Source organism: Streptomyces sp. NPDC004610 (assembly GCF_040609715.1).
In the GTDB taxonomy this organism is placed as follows: Bacteria; Actinomycetota; Actinomycetes; order Streptomycetales; family Streptomycetaceae; genus Streptomyces.
The window spans coordinates 81,568-100,377 of sequence record NZ_JBEXLA010000030.1 but is presented as its reverse complement, the minus strand read 5'-3'; the positions used below and the strand labels follow the sequence as shown (position 1 = coordinate 100,377).

Here is an 18,810-nt window from a genome sequence, read left to right as displayed (position 1 = left end):
GGGGGCTCGGCCCGGCTCGCCCGCCCGCCTGATCGGCGTACGGACGCGCAGACGGTGATCGGGGGTTGCCGGACCGAGTGGCGGCCCCGGGCCGCGGCAACCTTGGGCTGAGCCCATCTCTCCCGCGCCTTCGCGATCAGCAGCGCCCTGTCGCCGCCACGGACGCGCAGACGGCGCTCAGGGGCGCGACCGCCGGGGGCTCAGCCCGGTTCCCGTGCCCGTGCGATCAGTACCGCCACGTCGTCGTGGTTGTCCGGCTGGTGCAGGGTGCGGAGCAGGCGGTCGCAGGTGTCCTCCAGGGGGCGGGACGGGTCGTCCAGGAGGGTGAGCAGGGTGTGGAGGCGTTCGTCCAGGGAGTGGTGGCGGGTCTCCACCAGACCGTCGGTGTACAGGACGAGCTGGTCGCCGGGGGTGAAGCCGAAGCTGGTGGTGGCGAAGGGGACGCCGCCGACGCCGAGGGGCGCGCCGGTCGGGAGGTCCAGGAGTTCGGGTGGGCGGCCCGCGCGGATCCGGGCCGGTGGGAGATGGCCCGCGTTGGCGATCAGACAGCGGCCGGACACCGGGTCGTGGACGGCGTAGAGGCAGGTGGCGATGGAGTCCTTGAGGCCCGACGTGATGCGGTCGAGGTGCTCCAGCAGAACGGCGGGGTCCAGGTCCAGCGGGGCGAGGGTCGCCGTGGCGGTGCGCAGCCGGCCCATGGTGGCGGCGGCGCCGATCCCGCTGCCCATCACATCGCCGACCACCAGCGCGGTCCGGCCGCCCTCCAGCGGGATCACATCGAACCAGTCGCCGCCCACCTCGCTGGTCGCGCCGGCCGGCTGGTAGCGGGAGGCGACCTCCAGACCGCCGGTGACGGGCGGATGGCTGGGCAGCAGACTGCGCTGGAGGGTGAGGGCCGCGTCCCGGGCGTTCTGGTACCAGCGGGCGTTGTCGATCTGCACCGCGGCGCGGGCGGCGAGTTCCCGGGCGAGCAGCAGATCGTCCTCGCCGAACGGCAGCGGATTGCGGGTGCGTTTGAGGTCCAGGGCGCCCAGCACCTCCCCGCGCGCGATCAGCGGCACCGCCAGATAGGAGTGCACGCCCGCGCGGGCGAGCAGGACCGCGGCGGCGGGCGAGCGGGCGATCCTCGGCAGATCGTCGTCCTCGACCTGGGCGACGAGCACCGCCTCCCCGGTGCGGACGCACTGGGTGACCAGCCGGTCCGGTCCGTAGCGGGCGACCTGGCCGGGCGGGTCGGCCGCGGCCAGCGCCTCGGACTCCCCGGCCGCGCGGACCGCGAGCGCCCGGATCACCGCCGGTTCGGACGGGCCGAGGCGGCTGCGGCGGCCCGCGACCACCGCGTCCAGCAGATCCACCGCCGCGATGTCCGCCAGCTCCGGTACCGCCACCTCGGCCAGCTCGCGGGCCGTGCGGTCCAGCTCCAGCGTGGTGCCGATGCGCGCCGAGGCGTCCGCGATCAGCGCCAGCCGCCGCCGGGCCGCCTCCGCCTCCACGGCCGCCCGGTACTGCTCGGTGACGTCCACCAGTGAGAGGGCCACGCCGAGCGCGGTGCCGAGGGCGTCCTCCAGCCGGTACAGGGACGCCGTCCAGGCATGGTCCTCGTCCGGGTCGGCGGGGGTGCGGCCGAGGACCGGACGGTCGATCTGGGCGCGGCCGGTGGCGAGAACCTCCCGGGCGGCCCTCTCCAGCGCCTCGGCGTCCAGCAGGGGCAGCACCTCCCGCATCGTCCGCCCCAGATGCTCCGCCGCCGGTACCCCGTCGAGCAGCTCCAGCGCCGGGTTGACCGAGACATAGCGCAGTGTGGTGTCCAGTACGGCGATACCGATCGGGGACCGGTCGACGACCTGCGCCGACAGCGCCACGTCCCGCTCCAGCCGGCGGACCGTGTCGTGGTCGGCGGCGAGGCCGAGGGCGTAGTCCTGACCGTGGTCGTCGGTGAGCCGCGTGGTGCGCAGCTCGACCAGCCGGGTGCCGCCGTCCTTGTGGCGGACCGGGAACGCGCCCGCCCAGCCCCGGCCGGTGGCCATCACGTCCGCGAACAGCTTCACCACCAGGTCCAGGTGCTGTTCGTGGATCAGCAGCCGGGCGGCGTACCGGCCCAGCGACTCCGCCGCCGTGTAGCCGAACAGCTCCTCGGCCCGCGGGCTCCACAGCACGATGCGGCCCTCGGCGTCCAGGACCACCGAGGCCACACCCAGCACGTCCAGCAGTCCACTGGGCCGTTCCGTCCCCTCGTCCGCCTCGTCACCCCCGGTGACCGGAGATCCCGGTGTACTCATCACGCACCGCCCTGGGCTCGTGCCATGGCACCCGTTCCCCCGTGCCGGCTCTCCCTGTCGTAGCGCGCCCGGCGCGTTCTGCCGCGCCCCGCGCTCGTTTCTCCACCATCCCTCAACACATCGGCGTCCGTCCGGCGATCCCTTGAGCCCGGCGCCGCCCCCGCCCCCGCCGGTGGTGTTCTCCCGCGCGCGGTGCTTCCCTGGGAGTGGCGGCAGGGCCGCGGCCAGGCCAGGGAAGGAGCGGTCGCGATGAACGCAGCAGCCTCGCACCCGGAATCGGTCTCCGTGGAGATCAGCGGGTGCAGCAAGGAGGACGCCCGGGTCGTGTTCGACACCCTGTGCGCGTCCTTCACCTCCGACCGGTGCGCCGAGGATGTGCCGGAGGAGCTCCACGAGACCCGCCCGGCCGTCTGGCTGGGCACCTTCGACGTGGCCGACACCCACCCGGGCGCGGCTCCCGGACGGCTGTCCGCGTCGGTGACGGCGGACATCCAGGGCGGCTACTGGGCCATCGACCGCTTCCGTACGACGCTCCACTCGCTGTTCTCGGTACGCGATCTGTCCACCGCGTCCGGCGACCAGGAGCGGGAGCTGCACGTGCTGCTGGAGAACCGCTGAGCCGAAACAGGCCCGGCTTCTTGTGCAACTAGTTGCATAATCCGTGCGCGGTCCTCTACAACTGAGGGCGGACACCGCGCACGGAGGGGCCCATGAGCCGTTACCCGCATCTGCTGAGGCCGCTCGATCTGGGCTTCACCACCCTGCCCAACCGCGTCCTCATGGGCTCGATGCACATCGGCCTGGAGGAGGCGGAGGGCGGTTTCACCCGGCTGGCCGCGTTCTACGCCGCTCGGGCGCGCGGGGGAGTGGGCCTGATCGTCACCGGCGGTATCGCGCCCAACGAGGAGGGCCGCCCCTGGGCGGGCGGCGCCCGGCTCACCACGGCGGCGGAGGCGGAGCGGCATCGGGAGATCACCGCCGCCGTGCACCGCGAGGGCGGCCGGATCGCCCTCCAGATCCTGCACTTCGGCCGCTACGCCCACCACCCCGGCCTGGTCGCCCCCAGCCCGCTCCAGGCCCCCATCAGCCCCCATGTCCCGCGCGAGCTGACCGAGGCGGACATCGAGCGGACCATCGACGACTACGCCCGCACCGCCCGGCTCGCCCGCGAGGCCGGGTATGACGGCGTCGAGATCATGGGCTCCGAGGGCTATCTCATCAATGAGTTCATCGCCCGGCAGACCAACCACCGCACCGACCGCTGGGGCGGCTCCCACGAGAACCGGACGCGCTTCCCGGTGGAGATCGTCCGCCGGGTGCGCGAGGCCGTCGGCACCGACTTCATCGTCATCTACCGGCTGTCCATGCTGGACCTGGTGCCCGGCGGCTCCACCCTGGACGAGGTGATCGCCCTCGGCCGGGCCGTCGAGGCCGCCGGAGCCACCCTCATCAACACCGGCATCGGCTGGCACGAGGCCCGTATCCCCACCATCGCCACCTCCGTGCCGCGCGGCGCCTACACCTGGGTCACCCGGCGGCTGATGGGCGAGGTGTCCGTCCCCCTGATCACCACCAACCGCATCAACACCCCCGAACTCGCCGAGCGGCTCCTCGCCGACGGCCACGCCGACATGGTGTCCCTGGCCCGCCCGATGCTCGCCGACCCCGACTTCGTCGCCAAGGCCGCCGCCGGCACCCCCGACGCCATCAACACCTGCATCGGCTGCAACCAGGCGTGCCTGGACCACACCTTCAGCGGGCGGATCACCTCCTGCCTGGTCAACCCGCGCGCCTGCCACGAGACCGAGCTGGTGCTGTCCCCGACCCGGCGGCGCCGACGCGTCGCCGTCGTCGGCGCCGGACCGGCCGGGCTCGCCTGCGCGGTCACCGCCGCCGAACGCGGCCACGAGGTCACCCTCTACGACGCCGCGAGCGAGATCGGCGGCCAGCTCAACGTGGCCCGCAAGGTCCCCGGCAAGCGGGAGTTCGACGAGACCCTGCGCTATTTCCGGCACCGACTCGCCGCCCACCGCGTCGATGTCCGCCTGGACACCCCGGTCACCGCCGCCGATCTCACCGGACCCACCGGCTACGACGACATCGTGGTCGCCACCGGCGTCACCCCCCGTGTCCCCGGCATCCCCGGCGTCGACCACTCCAGCGTCCTCGGGTACCTCGACGTACTGCGCGACGGCGCCCCCGTCGGCGAGCGGGTCGCCGTCCTCGGCGCGGGCGGTATCGGCTTCGATGTGGCCGCCTATCTCACCGATGGCGGCGACGGGGCGAGCGAGGACCCCGGGGCCTACTTCCGCCGCTGGGGCGTCGACCCGGAGTACGCGCACCCCGGCGGCCTCGGCACCCCCGAGCGTCCCACGCCGCCCCGCGCGGTCCATCTCCTCCAGCGCAGAACCACCAAGGTCGGCGCCGGACTCGGCCGGACCACCGGCTGGATCCACCGCACCGAACTCCGCCACCGCGGCGTCACCATGGTCCCGGGCGTCCGCTACGACCGGATCGACGACGCCGGACTCCATCTGACCGTCGCGGGCGAGAGCACCGTCCTGCCGGTCGACACGGTCGTCCTGTGCACCGGCCAGGAACCGCGCCGCGACCTCTACGACGAGCTGATCGCCGCCGGGGTCCGCGCCCATCTCGTCGGCGGCGCCGATGTGGCCGCCGAACTCGACGCCAAGCGCGCGATCAAACAGGGCACGGAGGTGGCGGCGGCCCTGTGAGCGGGCCCCCGGCCGGGCACCGGGCGGTCCCTAGGATGACCGCATGTCACTCCCGCACGCGATCCTGACCGCCCTGCTCGAAAAGCCGTCCTCGGGGCTGGAACTGACCCGCCGGTTCGACAGGTCGATCGGCTACTTCTGGTCGGCGACCCATCAGCAGATCTATCGCGAGCTGGGACGACTGGAGGCCGAGGGGCTCATCCGGGAACTGCCCGGCGACCGTCCGGCCCGCGGCCAGAAGAAGAGCTACGAGGTCCTGCCCGCGGGCCGCGCCGAACTCGCCCGCTGGACCGCCGCCCCCCAGGACCCCAAGCCGCTGCGGGACGCCCTGCTGCTGCGGCTGCGCGCCTCCGCCATGGTCGGCACCGGCGGACTGGACGGCGATCTGCGCCGCCATCTTCAGCTGCACCGGGCGCAGCTGACGCGCTACCGGGAGATCGAGGAGCGGGACTTCCCGCCGGGCCGGGACACCCCCCAGGACCGCATCCAGCACCTCGTACTGCGCGCGGGCATCGACCTGGAGACGTTCTGGACCCAGTGGCTGACCCGCGCGCTGGACGAACTGGAGGACCTTGAAGGGACGGAGGAGGGGCCTCAGAGCCGGTAGGGCTTGGACCGCCTGCGCAGGAACCAGCCCGCCGCGATGGCCCCGGCGCCCACCAGCACCCCACCGGCCACCAGCGTCAGCGTGCCGTAGTCCTTGATGCCGCCGCCGACCCCGCCCAGCACGCCCTTCGGCGAGGCGGACGCGGAGGGTGAGGGCGAGGGGGCGGGGGAGGAGGTCGCCGAGATGGTCGGGGTGGCCGGGGCGGCGGAGACGATCACCGACTGGGTGCCGGCCGTGTTCCCGCCCGCGCACACCACGCTGACCGTGTAGGTGCCGGGGGCGACACCGGACCAGGCGGCCGACTGGAGGTTGGCGGTGCCGGTCAGGGCGACCTGGCGGCCCTGGGCGAAGTCGGACTGGGCGCTGTTGAGCAGCGAGGCGTTGCCCCAGCTGCCGTTCATCTGGGCGCACACGGTGGTGGTGACCGACACCGAGGAGCCCGAGGTGCTCACGGAGACGCCGTTCGCCGCGCCGGCCGGGGCGGCGGCCAGGACGACGGGTACCGCGGTGGCGGTCAGGATCGGGCCGGAGCGCAGGATGTGCTGGAAAGTTCGCATGGATCTGTCCTCCGGCGGCACGGTCGGCGGTACATCCGTGGCGCCGCCGTGGTCGGGGACGTCCGTGCGCCTCACCGGCAGCCAATGCCGCCGCGCCGCCCGCCGCACTCCGGCCGCGCCCGGCCGGGTGAAGGATTCCGCCGTACGGCCCCGCCGGTCCGCGCGCACCCGACTGGGGCCGACACCGGCTCAGGACGCGCCGGTCGTCACCGTCAACTCCTTCGAGTAGCCGCCCCAGGTGCCGTCCGGCAGCTTGGCCCGCAGCCGCACCCGGTGGGTCTGACCGGCCTTCTCCCCGATGTAGAAGCTGTACTCCGAGCGGCCCTCGGGCGGATTGCCGCCCCACACCAGCGAGGTGGCGCTCTGCCCGTCCAACTGGATCTGGTACTCGGAGATCACCCCGTCCACCGGCGGCGGCAGCCACGACAGATCGAGGTTGTACGCCCCGTCCGCCTCGCTGGTCGCCGCCCGGAAGTCGGTCGGCGCGGTGTCCTGCCCGCTGGCGTCGTCCCCGGCCGCGGTGGTGAGCTTCACCGTGTTCCCGGCGGGCGACACATTGTCGGCGGCGTCCCGCGCCTTGACGGTGAACGCGTAGTCGGTGTCCGGCCGCAGCCCGGTCACCACGGCCGCCGTCTGGTTCCCACCCACACTGTGGATCTTCGAATCCCCCTGGAAGATGTCGTACGACACCACCTTCTGATCGTCCTTCGCCGCGCCCCACTCCAGCTGGACCGCCCGGCTGCCGGCGGCCCGCCCGGTGGTCCGGCCCGGGGCGCTGGGCGGGGAGTCGTCGGCGGCGACGGCGGCCGGGGTGGTCGCCGCGACCTGGCGGCTGGGCTCGCTGAGCCGCCCCTCGGCGTCCTTGGCGCGGACCGTGAAGACATACCGGGTAGCGGGCTTGAGCTGGACGACATCGACCATGTGCTCGTCGGCGTCGACCTCCTTGATCTTCTTCGAGCCCTCGTAGATCTCGTACTCGGTGATCGGCGGTTCGCCCGTCACCTGGTTCCACATCACATGCACGCTGGTCGCGCTGCCGGCCTCGGCGGTGACCCCGGCCGGGATCCCGGGTGGGCGCTCGCCGCCGTCCGCTCCGCCCCAGGCGCAGGAGGTCACGAGCAGCAGGGTGCCGCTGACAAGCACGGCGGGAACGGGGGCGCGTCGCACGGTTCTGCCTCCCCAGGCGGTGGCAATGGTCCGGACCAATTCTGCGCGTCTGACGGGATCACATCAAGAGGGGGCGGGGTCCGGACTGGGCCCGCGGACGGCATCCGGACGCCGCTGGTGAGCATCGCCCGGAGTTACGTATGCTGAAGACCCCTACGGCCGAACTTGCCGAACTCTCCCAGGGTGCGGGCCAGTTCATGCCTGTGGCGCGGATCGCTGTCGTCGCTGTTGCCGCGCCGGCGCGGGCGCCGGGGGCCGGAGCCGACGGTTTCATCCGGGGCTCGGGCCCCCGCCCCCTGTCGCCCTTCGAAGGGCACGTCTTCCCACATCGGGACATTCTTGGACACTCCGGACGGGTGCTCTCCGGCCCTGTTGCGTGGCTCCGGGATCGGAAAGGGCGTCAGATAGGGCTGAATGTCCGTCATGTTCTGGATCTCGGACCCTTGATGCCCGATTCCCGATGCTCGGAGAGGCTCCCTATCGTGCGTGTCCAGTCGCTGACCCTCGTCATGGCGAGCGCCGCCCTGCTCGCCCCGACGATCTCCCCCACGCCGTCCGCCGATCCGCCCCCGCGCGATGTCCCGGCGGTGCTGGGCGAGGGCTCGGTCCCCGCCGCCGAGCTGCTCGCCGAGGTGCGCGACTGCGCCCCCGTCTCCCAGGGGCGCTACCGCACCGACGCCGGGGCCCGCGCCACCGTCCCGGTCTGCGGCACCGGGGACGCCGTGTTCTGGAAGGCCGACATGGACATCGACTGCGACGGCCGGGCGGGCCGCCACTGCAACTCCCGCACCGACCCCTACTTCTCCCCCCAGACCGCCTACCCGGGGTCCGACGGCAGCGCCCTGGACTCCGAGACCCTCCCGCACATCGTCGTCCCCGTGCCCAGCGGCATCTGGGACCACGGCGACCACGGGGTGAAGGGCGGGACGATCGCCGCCGTGGTGTACCGGGACCGGGTCCAGTACGCCGTCGTCGGCGACCGCGGCCCCCGCGACCTCATCGGCGAGGCGTCCTACGCCACCGCCGAGGCCCTCGGCATCGACCCCGACCCCCGGCACGGCGGAACGGCGTCCGGGGTGACCTACATCCTCTTCAAGGACACGGTGGCCACCCCCATCGAGAACCACGCGGCGGCCGTACGCGAAGGCGAGCGCAGAGCCAGGGCGTTCGTGCGGTGACCCGCGCCGGGCGTCAGACCTTGCGGTAGCCGTACGCGTCGGCCGCCGCCGCCTCCACCGCCGCCAGGTCGGCGCCCGCCGCCGCCGTGACCACCGCCGCCACCGCGCCCTCCACGAAGGGCGCGTCCACCAGCCGGGTGTCCGGCGGGAGTTCGTCGCCCTCGGCGAGCAGCGCCTTGACCGTGAGGACCGCGCTGCCGAGGTCGGTGAGCACGGCGACCCCGGCGCCCCGGTCCACCGACGCCGCCGCCGCGGCGATCAACTCCGCGCTGGTCCCCAGCTCACCGCCCTCGGTACCGCCCGCGGGCGCCACCGGCACGGTGTCCCCGCCGCCCGCCAGCGCCTTGGCCAGCGCCGCCACCGACGCGGCCACCTCCGCGCTGTGCGACACCAGCACGATCCCGACCGGGTTGCCGTCACTCACCGTGTGCCTCCGCCAGAGCCGCGATCAGCAGCGCCGCCGAGGTGGCGCCCGGATCCTGGTGGCCGATACTGCGCTCGCCCAGATAGCTCGCCCGGCCCTTGCGCGCCTGGAGCGGCGTGGTCGCCTCCGCGCCCCGCTCCGCCGCCGTCCGGGCCGCCGCGAAGGAGTCGCCGAGCGCGTCCACCGCCGGCACCAGCGCGTCGATCATCGTCTTGTCGCCGGGCGCCGCCCCGCCGAGCGTCATCACCGCGTCCACCCCGGTGCGCAGCGCCCCCGCGAACTCCGCCTCGCTCACCTCGGGAGCATCGCCGAGGGCCTTGCCCGTCCGGCGCAGCAGCGTGCCGTACAGCGGCCCCGAGGCGCCGCCGACCTTCGAGATCAGATGCTTGGCCGCCAGCAGCAGCACCGCGCCCGGGGTGTCCGGCGCGTCCTGCTCCAGCGCGGCGGACACGGCGGCGAAGCCCCGGTTCATATTGCTGCCGTGGTCGGCGTCCCCGATCGGTGAGTCGAGGGCGGTGAGCCGGTCCGCCTCGCGTGCCACGGACGCGGCGGTGCCCGTCATCCAGCGGCGGAAGAAATCGGCGTCGAGCACGGGAACTCCTTGCGTGGTAGGGACATGAAGGGTGGGGACATGCACGGTCGGCAGACGCAGGTCAGCGGCCCCAGCGCAGCCCCGGCGTGCTGACCGGCGCGTCCCACAGCCGCAGCAGCTCCTCGTCCACCTGGCACAGCGTCACCGAGGCGCCGGCCATGTCCAGCGAGGTGACGTAGTCGCCGACGAGGGTGCGGGCGACGGCGACCCGATTGGCGGCCAGCACCCGCTGCACCTCCGCGTTGAAGCCGTACAGCTCCAGCAGCGGGGTCGCGCCCATGCCGTTCACCAGCACCAGCACCGGGCCGCGCGGTGTCATGTCCTCCAGGAGCGCGTGCACGGCGACATCGGCGATCTCCCCGGAGGTCATCATCGCCCGCCGCTCCCGGCCGGGCTCGCCATGGATGCCGATGCCCAGCTCCAGCTCACCGGCCGGCAGATCGAAGGTGGGGCTGCCCTTGGCGGGCGTGGTGACCGCGCTCAGCGCGAACCCGAAGCTGCGGGAGTTCTCATTGACCTGCCGGGCGATGGCCTCCACCCGCTCCAGCGGCTGCCCCTCGTCGGCCGCCGCGCCCGCGATCTTCTCCACGAACAAGGTGGCCCCGGTACCCCGCCGCCCCGCCGTGTAGAGGCTGTCGGTCACCGCCACATCATCATTGACCAGCACCTTCGCGACCCGGATGCCCTCGTCCTCGGCCAGCTCGGCGGCCATGTCGAAGTTGAGCACGTCCCCGGTGTAGTTCTTGACGATGAACAGCACCCCGGCGCCGCTGTCCACGGCCGCGGCGGCCCGCACCATCTGATCGGGCACCGGCGAGGTGAACACCTCCCCCGGACACGCCGCCGACAGCATCCCGGGCCCCACGAACCCCCCGTGCAGCGGCTCATGCCCCGAGCCACCGCCCGAGACCAGCCCCACCTTCCCGGCGACGGGCGCGTCCCGCCGTACGATCACCCGGTTCTCCACATCCACGACCAGCTCGGGATGGGCGGCGGCCATGCCCCGGAGCGCGTCCGCCACCACGGATTCGGGGACGTTGATCAACATCTTCACGGGTCTCTCCTGTCAGCGTCGGTGCGTTCGCCGTGGGACGTGCGCGGCGGGTACTGCGGTCCTGCTCCGGAGTGTCACTGAAGGCAGTATCGACCTTGTGGGAGGGAAGGGCACGCGCGCCGGGGGCGGGGCCGTGCCCGGCGGGCCCCTCGCGCGGCCTTTTCCGGGCCGGTGAATTCACGGCGGGGCGGGTGGCCGCCCCTTTCTGCCGCCTGATTTTCCAGCGCCTTGCCAAAATAAATTGAAAATGCCAGGGTCGTCGGCATGGCACTCGCATTCAGGGGCGCTACGCCCTACTGCTACTCGAATTCACTGGCCATGGTGATGGGTTCCGCCGCGCCCGCGCCCTCGGCCCTCGAAGTCCTCACCGGCTCTCCGTTCGGCGCGCAGTGGGAGGAGAACGGCCTGTTCTTCTTCGACCCGCCCGGCTGGGACCCCGACCTCGGTCTCGACCGCGCCCTCGATCTGCTCGGCTGGACCTGCCGCACCACCGGCGGCGGGGACGAGACGCAGGCCGTACGGCGGCTCCGGGACGCCACCCGGTCGGGACCGGCCGTCGTCGGACCGGTCGACATGGGGCTGCTGCTGCACCAGCCAGGGGCCGCCGGGAGGGCCGAGGGTGCCGACCACTGGGTCGTCGTCCTCGCCGTCGAGGACGGGGAGGTCGTCTTCCACGACCCCGAGGGATTTCCCTTCGCCACCCTTCCCCTCCCCGCTTTCGTCGCCGCCTGGAACAGCCGCGAGGTTCATTTCGCCCGCCCTTTCACCCTGCGCAGTGAATTCCGGCGCGTGCGTCACGTCGATGTCCTGGATGCCGTCCGGAATTCACTGCAGGCCGCCCGGCGCTGGATTTCGGGCGGCGGCCCCGACGGCGAATTCCGGACCCGGCGGGACGCGGGGCAGGGCCCGTCCGGCGCGGTGGAGCGGCTCGCCGACCGGGTCCGGGCGGGACTGGACGACCGCACGCGTGCCCATCTGGTCGAGTTCGCCGTCCGCGTCGGCACCCGGCGGCTCGCCGACGCCTCGCTCTGGCTGGCGGAGGTGGGGGCCCGGGACGCCGCCGGGGTCGCCGCGCGGCAGGCTCGGCTGCTGGGCGGTGTGCAGTACGGCCTGGTCGCCGGGGACACGGAGACGGCGGCGGCCACCCTGGGGCAACTGGCCGGAACCTATGGGGAGATGGAGGCCGCGCTCGGGTGATCCCCGGGCGGGCGACCCCGGTCAGCCCCGCGTCTCGCCCGGGTCGGGGGCGGCGGGCGGTGGCGGCGCCGCGTACATCGTGATGCCGTGGTAGTCGCGGCCCTGGAACACCGCGTTGTTGTAGGTGCCGCCGCTCATGGTGTTGGACACGGAGCCCTGGCCGGTGCTGAGGTGCTTCGCCCGGTCGTGCCAGGCCGACAGGGCGGCGGCGAACTCGGGGTCCTGGGCCGCGCGGGCGGACAGGGCGGCACTGAGGACCTGGACGCGGGCGCGGTCCGTGGGGACCTCCTCCACCCGCGCCAACGCGCCCTCGTCCGCCTCCGGTTCACCGCCGGACGTCAGCGCCGGGGCGTCCCCGCGCCGGAAGGGGCGCCGGATCAGGGCGCTCAGGCCCGCCCATGCCTCCCGGCCCAGTTCGCCCCCGGCACCTCCCGCGAGGGCCGCCAGCAGTGCCACCGAGATCGGTTCCATGACCATCACGCTCCGCGATTGAGGGTTCACCTGGAGTGGACACCGGGTGTGGGGGAGGTGGTTCCGTCGAATCGTTACCCGGTTCTCCCGGGCGTTCCTCCCCCTCGGCCGGTTCTTCTCCGGTTCGCTGGGGACCCATTCCCTGGGGAGCGGATCCGTAGCGTGGGAGGGGCGCCGGTGGACGACGGCCGAGGAGTGCGCAATGTCGTGGCCGACTCGACCGCGGGGACGGTCATCCAGGCCGGGACCATCCACGGCGGCGTGCACTTCCATCAAGGAGGCGCCCCCGGGCAGCCGCCCCCGGTGATCCCCGCCCAACTGCCCTCCGGCATCCCCCATTTCGTCGGCCGGGAACGCGAACTCGGGCTGCTGCTGCGGCGCCTGGAGGAGGACGCCGGAGCCGGACGGGCCGTGGTGATCAGCTCCCTCGGGGGCACCGCCGGGATCGGCAAGACCGCCCTCGCCGTGCACTGGGGACGGCTGCACCGGGAACGGTTCCCCGACGGGCAGCTGTACGTGGACCTGCGGGGGTTCGCCCCGGGGCGGGCGCCCATGACGGCCGACGAGGCGGTGCGCGGGTTCCTCGACGCCTTCCAGGTCCCCGCCGACCGCATCCCCACCGGCCTCGACGCGCAGACCGCCCTCTACCGCACCCTGACCGCGAGCAGACGGCTGCTGATCGTGCTCGACAACGCCCGGGACTCCGCCCAGGTGCGGGCCCTGCTGCCCGGCGGTCCCGGCTGCCTCGTCCTGGTCACCAGCCGCCGGGGACTGACCGGCCTGGTCGCCCGGGAGCAGGCCCGGCACCTCGCCCTCGATCTGCTCTCCGCCGACGAGGCCCGCGCCCTGCTCACCGGATTCCTCGGCGCCGACCGGGTCACCGCCGAATCCGGTGCCGTGGACCGGCTGGTCGAGCGGTGCGCGGGGCTGCCCATCGCCCTGTCCATCGTCGCCGCCCGCGCCGCCACCAGCCCCGCCCTCCCCCTCACCGCCCTCGCCGCGGAACTGGAGGACGTACGGAACCGGCTGGTCGCCCTGTCCACCGGGGACGGCGACGACACCGACATCCGTGCCGTCTTCTCCTGGTCCCGCACCGCCCTGACCCCCGGCGCCGCCGAACTGTTCACCCTCCTCGGCCTGCACCCCGGCCCCGATCTCGGCCTGGACGCCGCCGCCTCCCTGCACGGCACCGGCCTGCCCCGCACCCGGGCCCTGCTCGCCGAACTCACCGGCGCCCACCTCCTGGAGGAGTACCTCCCCGGCCGCTTCCGCTGCCACGACCTGCTCCGCGCCTACGCCGCCGGACTCGCCGCCACCGAGCTGACGGAGCCCCGGCGCCGCGACGCCGTCCACCGCGTCCTCGACTTCTATCTGCACACCGCCCTGGCCGCCAACCGCCCCCTCGCCCCGCACCGCGACCCCCTCCAGGTGCCCCCGCCCCGGCCCGGCGTCACCCCGCTCGCCGTCCCCGACCACACCGCCGCCATGCGCTGGTTCACCACCGAGCACGCCAACCTCACCGCCGCCGTCGAACTGGCCGCCGAAGCCGGGTTCGACCGGCACGCCTGGCAACTGCCCTGGCCCTTCGCCACCTTCCTCGACCGCGAGGGCCACTGGCTCGACCGCGCCGCCGGACTGCGCACCGCCCTCGCCGCCGCCCGCCGCCTCGGCGACCGCCCCGCCCAGGCCACCAACCACCGGCTCCTCGGCAACACCTGCGCCCGCCTCGGCCGCTACCCCGAGGCCCGCGCCGAACTCGGCCACGCCCTCGCCCTCTACGAACAACTCGGCGACCGCACCGGACAGGCCGCCACCCACCACGGCCTCGGCTGGGCCCACGGCCGCGCGGGCGACCACGCCGAAGCCCTCACCCACGACCTCACCGCCCTCGCCCTCTTCCGCGAGACCGGCGCCGAGGCCGGCGAGGCCGACGCCCTCAACAACGTCAGCCGCTGGTACGCCCGCCTCGGCGACCACGACCGGGCCCTCGACCAGGGCCGTCAGGCACTCGCCCTGCACCGCGCCCTCGGCAACCGCTACGGCGAGGCCAACGCCCTCGACAGCCTCGGCTACGCCCACCACTGTCTCGGCCGCCACGACGAGGCCCTCGCCGCCCATCACCAGGCCCTCGCCCTCTGGCGCGAACTGGGCGACCACCACTTCCAGAGCGTCACCCTCAGACACCTCGGCACCGTCCACGACACCCTCGGCGACCCGTCGGCCGCCCGCGCCGCCCGGGAACAGGCGCTCACCCTTCTGGAGGCGCTCGGCCACCCGGACGCCGAGACCGTCCGCCGCGAACTCGCCGACAGTGTCTAGTGCGGGTCCGCCGCCACCAACGCGTTCCGGTGCCTGCCCAGTCCCTCGATCTCCAGCTCCATCACATCCCCGGCCCGCAGATAGGGGAACCGGCCCGACAGGGCCACCCCCTCCGGGGTGCCGGTGTTGATGAGGTCGCCGGGGTCCAGGACCAGGTACCGGGAGAGATGGCGGACGATCTCGGCCACCGGGAAGATCATGTCCGCGCTGGTGGAGTCCTGGCGGGGCTCCCCGTTGATCCAGGACCGCAGTCGCAGCCGCTGCGGGTCCCCGATCTCGTCGGACGTCACCAGCCAGGGCCCCAGGGGATTGAACGTCGGAGCGCTCTTGCCCTTCGACCACTGACCGCCCGGCGCCCCCAACTGCACGGCCCGCTCCGAGACATCGTTGCTGAGGACATACCCGGCGACATACGACAGCGGATCCTCGTCCGGGGTGATCCGGTGGGCGCGGCGGCCGATCACCACCCCGAGCTCCACCTCCCAGTCCGTCTGCTCCGAACCCGGCGGGATCACCACGTCGTCGGCGGGACCGGCGAGCGAGCTGGGGCCCTTGTAGAAGAGGATCGGCTCCGTCGGCGGCTCGGAGCCCGACTCGGCGGCGTGCGCCGCGTAATTCTGGCCGATGCACAGGATCGCGCCGGGGCGGGCGAGGGGCGGGGCGATCCGCAGACCGGTCACCTCGGCCGGGGGCAGGGCGCCGGACGCGTGGGCCGCCGCGACCCGGGTGGGGCCGTCCCCGGCGAAGAACTCCGGGGTGAGGTCGTCGGTGAGCGGGGTCAGGTCGTAGTGGCGGCCGTCGGGGGCGTACAGGACGGGGCGTTCGCCGCCGGGGGTGCCGACGCGCATCAGTCGCATGGGGGTTCCGTTCAGGTGGTTCGGGAAGGGCGGGTCACTCGGTGCGGGGTCGCTTGGTCCGGGGTCGCTCGGTGCGGAGTCGCTTGGTCCGGGGTCGCTCGGTTCGGGGTCGCTCGGTCCGGGTCACTCGACCCGGGTCCGGGACTCCGGGCCCACCGCGTGGAGCAGGGGGCGGCCGGTCAGGAAGCGGGCCACCTCGGCGACCGTGGACGCGCCGAGCGCCCGGCGGCCCTCGACGGTGGCCGCCGCCTGGTGCGGGGTGAGCAGGACATTGGGCAGGGTCCGCAGGGGGTGACCGACGGGGAGCGGTTCGTGGTCGTAGACGTCCAGGGCCGCGTCCAGGCGGCCGGTGCGGAGTTCGGTGAGCAGGGCCGTCTCGTCCACCAGCCAGGAGCGGGCGGTGTTCACCAGGCCCGCGCCGTCGGGCAGCAGCGCCAGTTCGCGGGCGCCCAGCAGATGCCGGGTCGCGGGCAGCGCGGGGGCGTGCACGGCGACGATCCGGCTGGTGCGCAGCACCTCGTCCAGCGGAGCCGCGACCACGCCGAGCCGCTCCGCCTCGGCGGCCGTCAGATACGGGTCGAAGACCGTGACCCGGGCGCCCAGGGCCTGGACGAGGGTCAGATAGGCGCGGCCGGTGCGGGAGGCGCCGATGACGCCTATCGGGCAGCCCCGGATCTCATGGCGCGGGGGCGCGGCGCTCGCCGTCGCCCAGTCGGCGCCGGAGCGCAGGGCGTGATCGAAGCGGTGGGTGCGGTGGAGGAGGGACAGGGTGAAGGTGAGGGCGACCTCGGCGACGGGCGCCGCCATCGCCCCACCGGCCTGCGTGACCCGGACGCCCCGGGCGAAGACCTCCGGGGTGACGAACGGGCTGACCGCGCCGCCGGTGTGGGCGACCAGGCCCAGGCCGGGCGCCGCCGCCAGCAGCCCGGCGTCCAGCAGGGCCGCGCCCCACGCGGTGACCAGGACCCGGGCCCCGCCCCCCAGCGCGGCGGCGACCGCCTCCCGGTCCCGGTGCGCGTCCACCACGGTCAGCGGCGCCAGCGCCCCGAGCCGCTCCCACTCCCCGGCGGCGAAGAACTCCGCCCGCAGCCCCTCGGGTACGGCGACCACGATCCCGGCCGGGTCAGCGGAGCCAGTCATCGAGGTGCTCCCGGACGAAGTCGTCGTCGGTGAGCCACGGGTGGGCGGCGGCGACCCGGGCGATCTCCTCGGCCTGGCCCGGGGACAGCCGCTCCTCGGGGTTGAGGCACCAGGTGCCGGCCAGCAGCCCCTGGGCGCGCAGCACCTCGTGCACCCCGGCGATGCAGCCCCGGAAGTCGTAGCGCACATCGAACACGGCCGCGTTGGCCTCGCTGAGCTGGGGTGCCCGGCGCAGCAGATCGACGGTGAGGGCGTGGTCACCGGCGCGGGCGGCCCGTACCTCCTCGAAGAGGCGGACCGCGGCCCGCGTCCACACCGCCCACTGGCCGAGCAGCCCCCCGGCGAACCAGCGCAGTCCGCCCGCCGTGCGGTACGGGGTCAGCAGGTCCTGGATGATGGCGTCGTCGTTGCCGGTGTAGAGGGCGACCTCGTCCGCCCGGTCGGCGGCGGCGACGGCCGCGATGACCTCGGCGGTGCGGTAGCGGTCGAAGGGGGCCGTCTTGATGGCGACGACGGACGGGATGTCGGCGAGCGCCCGCCAGTAGGCCGGGGACAGATGGCGTCCGCCGACCGCGTCCTGGAGGTAGAAGCCGATCACCGGCAGCACCTCGCCGACCGCGCGGGTGCGGTCCAGCAGCCCGGCCTCGTCGGCGCCGGGCACGGCCGGGCTCAACAGCACCGCGTCGTAGCCGAGGGACGCGGCGAGTTCGGCCTCGGCGACGGCCTGCGCGGTGTAGCCGCAGGCCCCGGCGACCTTCACGACCGGCACATGGCCCGGCCCCCGCTCCGCCTCATGGGCGCGGACGATGTCGGCGGCCGACTCCAGCACCGGGCGCAGCAGCCCGACGGAGGGTTCCCGGATCTCGAACTGGGTGGTGTGCACCCCGACCGCGAGACCGCCCGCGCCGGAGGCCAGGTAGTAGCGGGTCAGGGCGCGCTGCCGCCGCTCGTCGAGACGGCGCTCGGCGTCGAGGGCGAGCGGATGGGCGGGGACGACCGTTCCCGAGGCCAGCACATCGAGCGCGGTCGGCGCGGTCGGGGCGGCCGGGGTGGCCGGGGTGGGGGTGGGCGTGGGCACGGTGGGTCAGAACCTTCCGTCGCGGACCTGGAACTTGGTGGGCTTGCCGGACAGCGGATGGCCGCGCCGGATCCACTCCGCCTGCCAGCCCACCAGGGTGCGCAGCGGCAGCCCGGGGTAGCCGAACAGGGCGTGGCAGAGCGAGGCGTCGGAGAGCAGCGCGGTGCCGGACTCCACCCCGGCCGTGCGGGCGGTCGTACCGAACTCGTCGGCGAAGTACGCCGCGAGCCGGCGGACCGACGCGGTCTCGGGGCCGGTGAGGTTCAGGGTGAACGGCTCCGGCGCGGACGCGTACCGCAGCGCGCGCAGCGCGACCTCGTTGGCGTACCCCTGCCAGACGGCGTTGAGGTGGCCGGTGGTGAGGTCGACGGGCTCCCCGGCGTGCACGGCCGTGGCGATGTCGGCGAGGACGCCGTAGCGCAGATCGACGGCGTAGTTGAGGCGGATCACCGCGAGGCGCAGGCCGTGTTCGGCGGTGTGGTGGCCGAAGACCCGCTCGCGGCCCAGGCAGGACATGGCGTACTCGCCGACCGGGCCGACCGGGTCGCCCTCCGCGCTGCCCGCCGAGGCGGTCGGCACCAGCGGGTAGACATTGCCGGTGGAGAAGGCGGAGATCCGGGCGGTGCGGTAGCGGCGGGCGACCCGGTCCGGGAGGGCGGCGTTGACCGCCCAGGCGTGCGCGGGGCTGCCCGCCGAGCCGAACTTGGCGCCCACCATGAAGACCACATTGCCCGCGTCGGGCAGCGCGGCCGGGTCGCCGTCGAGCAGATCGAAGGGGACCGGTGTGACCCCGTCGGCGGCGAGCCGGTCGGCGGCGGCCCGGTCGGTCCACCGGGAGACGGCGTGCACAGCGAGGTCCCGGCGGTCGGCGGCGTCCAGCGCGCGCCGCGCCAGCCGGGCCAGGCTCGGGCCCATCTTGCCGCCCGCGCCGAGGATCACCAGATCCCCTTCGAGACCGGCGAGATCGGCGATCAGCCCGGGGGAGGGGGTGGCGAGGAGGTCTTCGAGGGCGTCCTCGCCGTCGGGGAAGAGGGGCGGGGCGGGGAGTGCGGGGTGCTGCGTGAGATGGGTGGGGAGCGGAGGGTGGGTGGGGAGCTGAAGGTGGGTGGGGAGCGGAGGTTGGGTGGCGGTTTCCTGATCACTGAGAGGCATGGC

18 protein-coding genes are annotated in these 18,810 nt (G+C 74.1%); 7 read left to right on the top strand and 11 right to left on the bottom strand.

What is annotated here, in order from left to right; all coding sequences use genetic code 11:
• Nucleotides 1-200: 200 nt before the first annotated feature.
• The gene (locus ABZX40_RS29300) at nt 201-2,279 is read right to left on the bottom strand and encodes a SpoIIE family protein phosphatase (RefSeq protein ID WP_355747545.1); all 2,079 of its coding nucleotides are present in this window, start codon (nt 2,277-2,279) and stop codon (nt 201-203) included.
• A 249-nt stretch (nt 2,280-2,528) separates the two neighbouring features.
• On the opposite strand from ABZX40_RS29300, the gene ABZX40_RS29295 reads away from it, so the two are divergent.
• From ABZX40_RS29295 to ABZX40_RS29285, 3 genes are all read left to right on the top strand, one after another.
• Entirely contained in the window at nt 2,529-2,897 is a 369-nt protein-coding gene (locus ABZX40_RS29295) for a hypothetical protein (RefSeq protein ID WP_355747547.1), read from the top strand.
• Nucleotides 2,898-2,989: 92 nt separating this feature from the next.
• Entirely contained in the window at nt 2,990-5,014 is a 2,025-nt protein-coding gene (locus tag ABZX40_RS29290) for an NADPH-dependent 2,4-dienoyl-CoA reductase (protein WP_355747550.1), read from the top strand.
• Between the two features lie 43 nt (nt 5,015-5,057).
• A complete protein-coding gene (locus ABZX40_RS29285; RefSeq protein WP_355747553.1) occupies nt 5,058-5,621 on the top strand; it encodes a PadR family transcriptional regulator in 564 nt (187 codons plus the stop codon).
• On the opposite strand, the gene ABZX40_RS29280 is transcribed toward ABZX40_RS29285, so the two are convergent.
• Entirely contained in the window at nt 5,609-6,178 is a 570-nt protein-coding gene (locus ABZX40_RS29280) for a hypothetical protein (protein WP_355747556.1), read from the bottom strand. The two genes, ABZX40_RS29285 and ABZX40_RS29280, sit on opposite strands and share 13 nt — an antisense overlap.
• Here ABZX40_RS29280 and ABZX40_RS29275 point away from each other — a divergent pair.
• Entirely contained in the window at nt 6,177-6,407 is a 231-nt protein-coding gene (locus ABZX40_RS29275; RefSeq protein ID WP_355747559.1) for a hypothetical protein, read from the top strand. The two genes, ABZX40_RS29280 and ABZX40_RS29275, sit on opposite strands and share 2 nt — an antisense overlap.
• On the opposite strand, the gene ABZX40_RS29270 is transcribed toward ABZX40_RS29275, so the two are convergent.
• Nucleotides 6,368-7,345 carry a fibronectin type III domain-containing protein gene (locus tag ABZX40_RS29270; RefSeq protein WP_355747562.1) on the bottom strand — a complete coding sequence of 326 codons (978 nt, stop codon included), beginning with the start codon at nt 7,343-7,345 and terminating at the stop codon, nt 6,368-6,370. The two genes, ABZX40_RS29275 and ABZX40_RS29270, sit on opposite strands and share 40 nt — an antisense overlap.
• Before the next feature lie 482 nt (nt 7,346-7,827).
• Here ABZX40_RS29270 and ABZX40_RS29265 point away from each other — a divergent pair, with 482 nt between their 5' ends.
• Nucleotides 7,828-8,523, top strand: a complete 696-nt coding sequence (locus ABZX40_RS29265; RefSeq protein WP_355747565.1) for a glycoside hydrolase family 75 protein — start codon at nt 7,828-7,830, stop codon at nt 8,521-8,523.
• Nucleotides 8,524-8,536: 13 nt separating this feature from the next.
• Here the strand turns inward: ABZX40_RS29265 and ABZX40_RS29260 are convergent, their stop codons facing one another.
• The 3 genes from ABZX40_RS29260 to dhaK form a co-directional block, all read right to left on the bottom strand.
• On the bottom strand, nt 8,537-8,947 hold the full coding sequence (locus ABZX40_RS29260; protein ID WP_355747568.1) for a PTS fructose transporter subunit IIA: 411 nt from the start codon (nt 8,945-8,947) through the stop codon (nt 8,537-8,539).
• Nucleotides 8,940-9,539 (bottom strand): dihydroxyacetone kinase subunit DhaL, encoded by a 600-nt coding sequence (gene dhaL / locus ABZX40_RS29255; RefSeq protein ID WP_355747571.1) that lies wholly within the window; start codon nt 9,537-9,539, stop codon nt 8,940-8,942. Before dhaL ends, ABZX40_RS29260 begins: the two co-directional genes overlap by 8 nt.
• A 61-nt stretch (nt 9,540-9,600) precedes the next feature.
• Complete coding sequence (gene dhaK / locus ABZX40_RS29250; RefSeq protein WP_355747574.1) at nt 9,601-10,593, bottom strand: dihydroxyacetone kinase subunit DhaK; 993 nt, start codon at nt 10,591-10,593, stop codon at nt 9,601-9,603.
• Between the two features lie 264 nt (nt 10,594-10,857).
• On the opposite strand from dhaK, the gene ABZX40_RS29245 reads away from it, so the two are divergent.
• Nucleotides 10,858-11,790, top strand: coding sequence for a hypothetical protein (locus tag ABZX40_RS29245; protein WP_355747576.1), 933 nt, complete (start codon nt 10,858-10,860; stop codon nt 11,788-11,790).
• 21 nt (nt 11,791-11,811) lie between these two features.
• Here ABZX40_RS29245 and ABZX40_RS29240 read toward each other — a convergent pair whose 3' ends face one another.
• The gene (locus ABZX40_RS29240) at nt 11,812-12,261 is read right to left on the bottom strand and encodes a hypothetical protein (RefSeq protein WP_355747578.1); all 450 of its coding nucleotides are present in this window, start codon (nt 12,259-12,261) and stop codon (nt 11,812-11,814) included.
• Between the two features lie 207 nt (nt 12,262-12,468).
• Between ABZX40_RS29240 and ABZX40_RS29235 the strand changes: the two genes are divergently transcribed.
• Nucleotides 12,469-14,580, top strand: a complete 2,112-nt coding sequence (locus tag ABZX40_RS29235) for a tetratricopeptide repeat protein (RefSeq protein ID WP_355747581.1) — start codon at nt 12,469-12,471, stop codon at nt 14,578-14,580.
• Here ABZX40_RS29235 and ABZX40_RS29230 read toward each other — a convergent pair.
• The 4 genes from ABZX40_RS29230 to ABZX40_RS29215 all read right to left on the bottom strand — a co-directional run bounded on the left by ABZX40_RS29230 (nt 14,577) and on the right by ABZX40_RS29215 (nt 18,807).
• On the bottom strand, nt 14,577-15,437 hold the full coding sequence (locus ABZX40_RS29230; RefSeq protein ID WP_355747584.1) for a fumarylacetoacetate hydrolase family protein: 861 nt from the start codon (nt 15,435-15,437) through the stop codon (nt 14,577-14,579). The genes ABZX40_RS29235 and ABZX40_RS29230 overlap by 4 nt on opposite strands.
• Before the next feature lie 123 nt (nt 15,438-15,560).
• Nucleotides 15,561-16,577, bottom strand: a complete 1,017-nt coding sequence (locus ABZX40_RS29225) for a hydroxyacid dehydrogenase (RefSeq protein WP_355747587.1) — start codon at nt 16,575-16,577, stop codon at nt 15,561-15,563.
• Nucleotides 16,561-17,655 carry a dihydrodipicolinate synthase family protein gene (locus tag ABZX40_RS29220; protein WP_355747590.1) on the bottom strand — a complete coding sequence of 365 codons (1,095 nt, stop codon included), beginning with the start codon at nt 17,653-17,655 and terminating at the stop codon, nt 16,561-16,563. The genes ABZX40_RS29225 and ABZX40_RS29220 overlap by 17 nt, the downstream gene beginning before the upstream one ends.
• Nucleotides 17,656-17,661: 6 nt before the next feature.
• The gene (locus tag ABZX40_RS29215) at nt 17,662-18,807 is read right to left on the bottom strand and encodes an NAD-dependent epimerase/dehydratase family protein (RefSeq protein WP_355747593.1); all 1,146 of its coding nucleotides are present in this window, start codon (nt 18,805-18,807) and stop codon (nt 17,662-17,664) included.
• Nucleotides 18,808-18,810: the final 3 nt, after the last annotated feature.

Excerpts from the sequence above, each read along its gene's own strand:
- ABZX40_RS29240 (WP_355747578.1), bottom strand. The coding sequence starts at position 12,261 with ATGGAACCGATCTCGGTGGCACTGCTGGCGGCCCTCGCGGGAGGTGCC.
- ABZX40_RS29290 (WP_355747550.1), top strand. The coding sequence starts at position 2,990 with ATGAGCCGTTACCCGCATCTGCTGAGGCCGCTCGATCTGGGCTTCACC.
- ABZX40_RS29300 (WP_355747545.1), bottom strand. The coding sequence starts at position 2,279 with ATGAGTACACCGGGATCTCCGGTCACCGGGGGTGACGAGGCGGACGAG.
- ABZX40_RS29225 (WP_355747587.1), bottom strand. The coding sequence starts at position 16,577 with ATGACTGGCTCCGCTGACCCGGCCGGGATCGTGGTCGCCGTACCCGAG.
- ABZX40_RS29280 (WP_355747556.1), bottom strand. The coding sequence starts at position 6,178 with ATGCGAACTTTCCAGCACATCCTGCGCTCCGGCCCGATCCTGACCGCC.
- ABZX40_RS29295 (WP_355747547.1), top strand. The coding sequence starts at position 2,529 with ATGAACGCAGCAGCCTCGCACCCGGAATCGGTCTCCGTGGAGATCAGC.
- ABZX40_RS29230 (WP_355747584.1), bottom strand. The coding sequence starts at position 15,437 with ATGCGACTGATGCGCGTCGGCACCCCCGGCGGCGAACGCCCCGTCCTG.
- ABZX40_RS29275 (WP_355747559.1), top strand. The coding sequence starts at position 6,177 with ATGGATCTGTCCTCCGGCGGCACGGTCGGCGGTACATCCGTGGCGCCG.
- ABZX40_RS29245 (WP_355747576.1), top strand. The coding sequence starts at position 10,858 with ATGGCACTCGCATTCAGGGGCGCTACGCCCTACTGCTACTCGAATTCA.
- ABZX40_RS29285 (WP_355747553.1), top strand. The coding sequence starts at position 5,058 with ATGTCACTCCCGCACGCGATCCTGACCGCCCTGCTCGAAAAGCCGTCC.
- ABZX40_RS29215 (WP_355747593.1), bottom strand. The coding sequence starts at position 18,807 with ATGCCTCTCAGTGATCAGGAAACCGCCACCCAACCTCCGCTCCCCACC.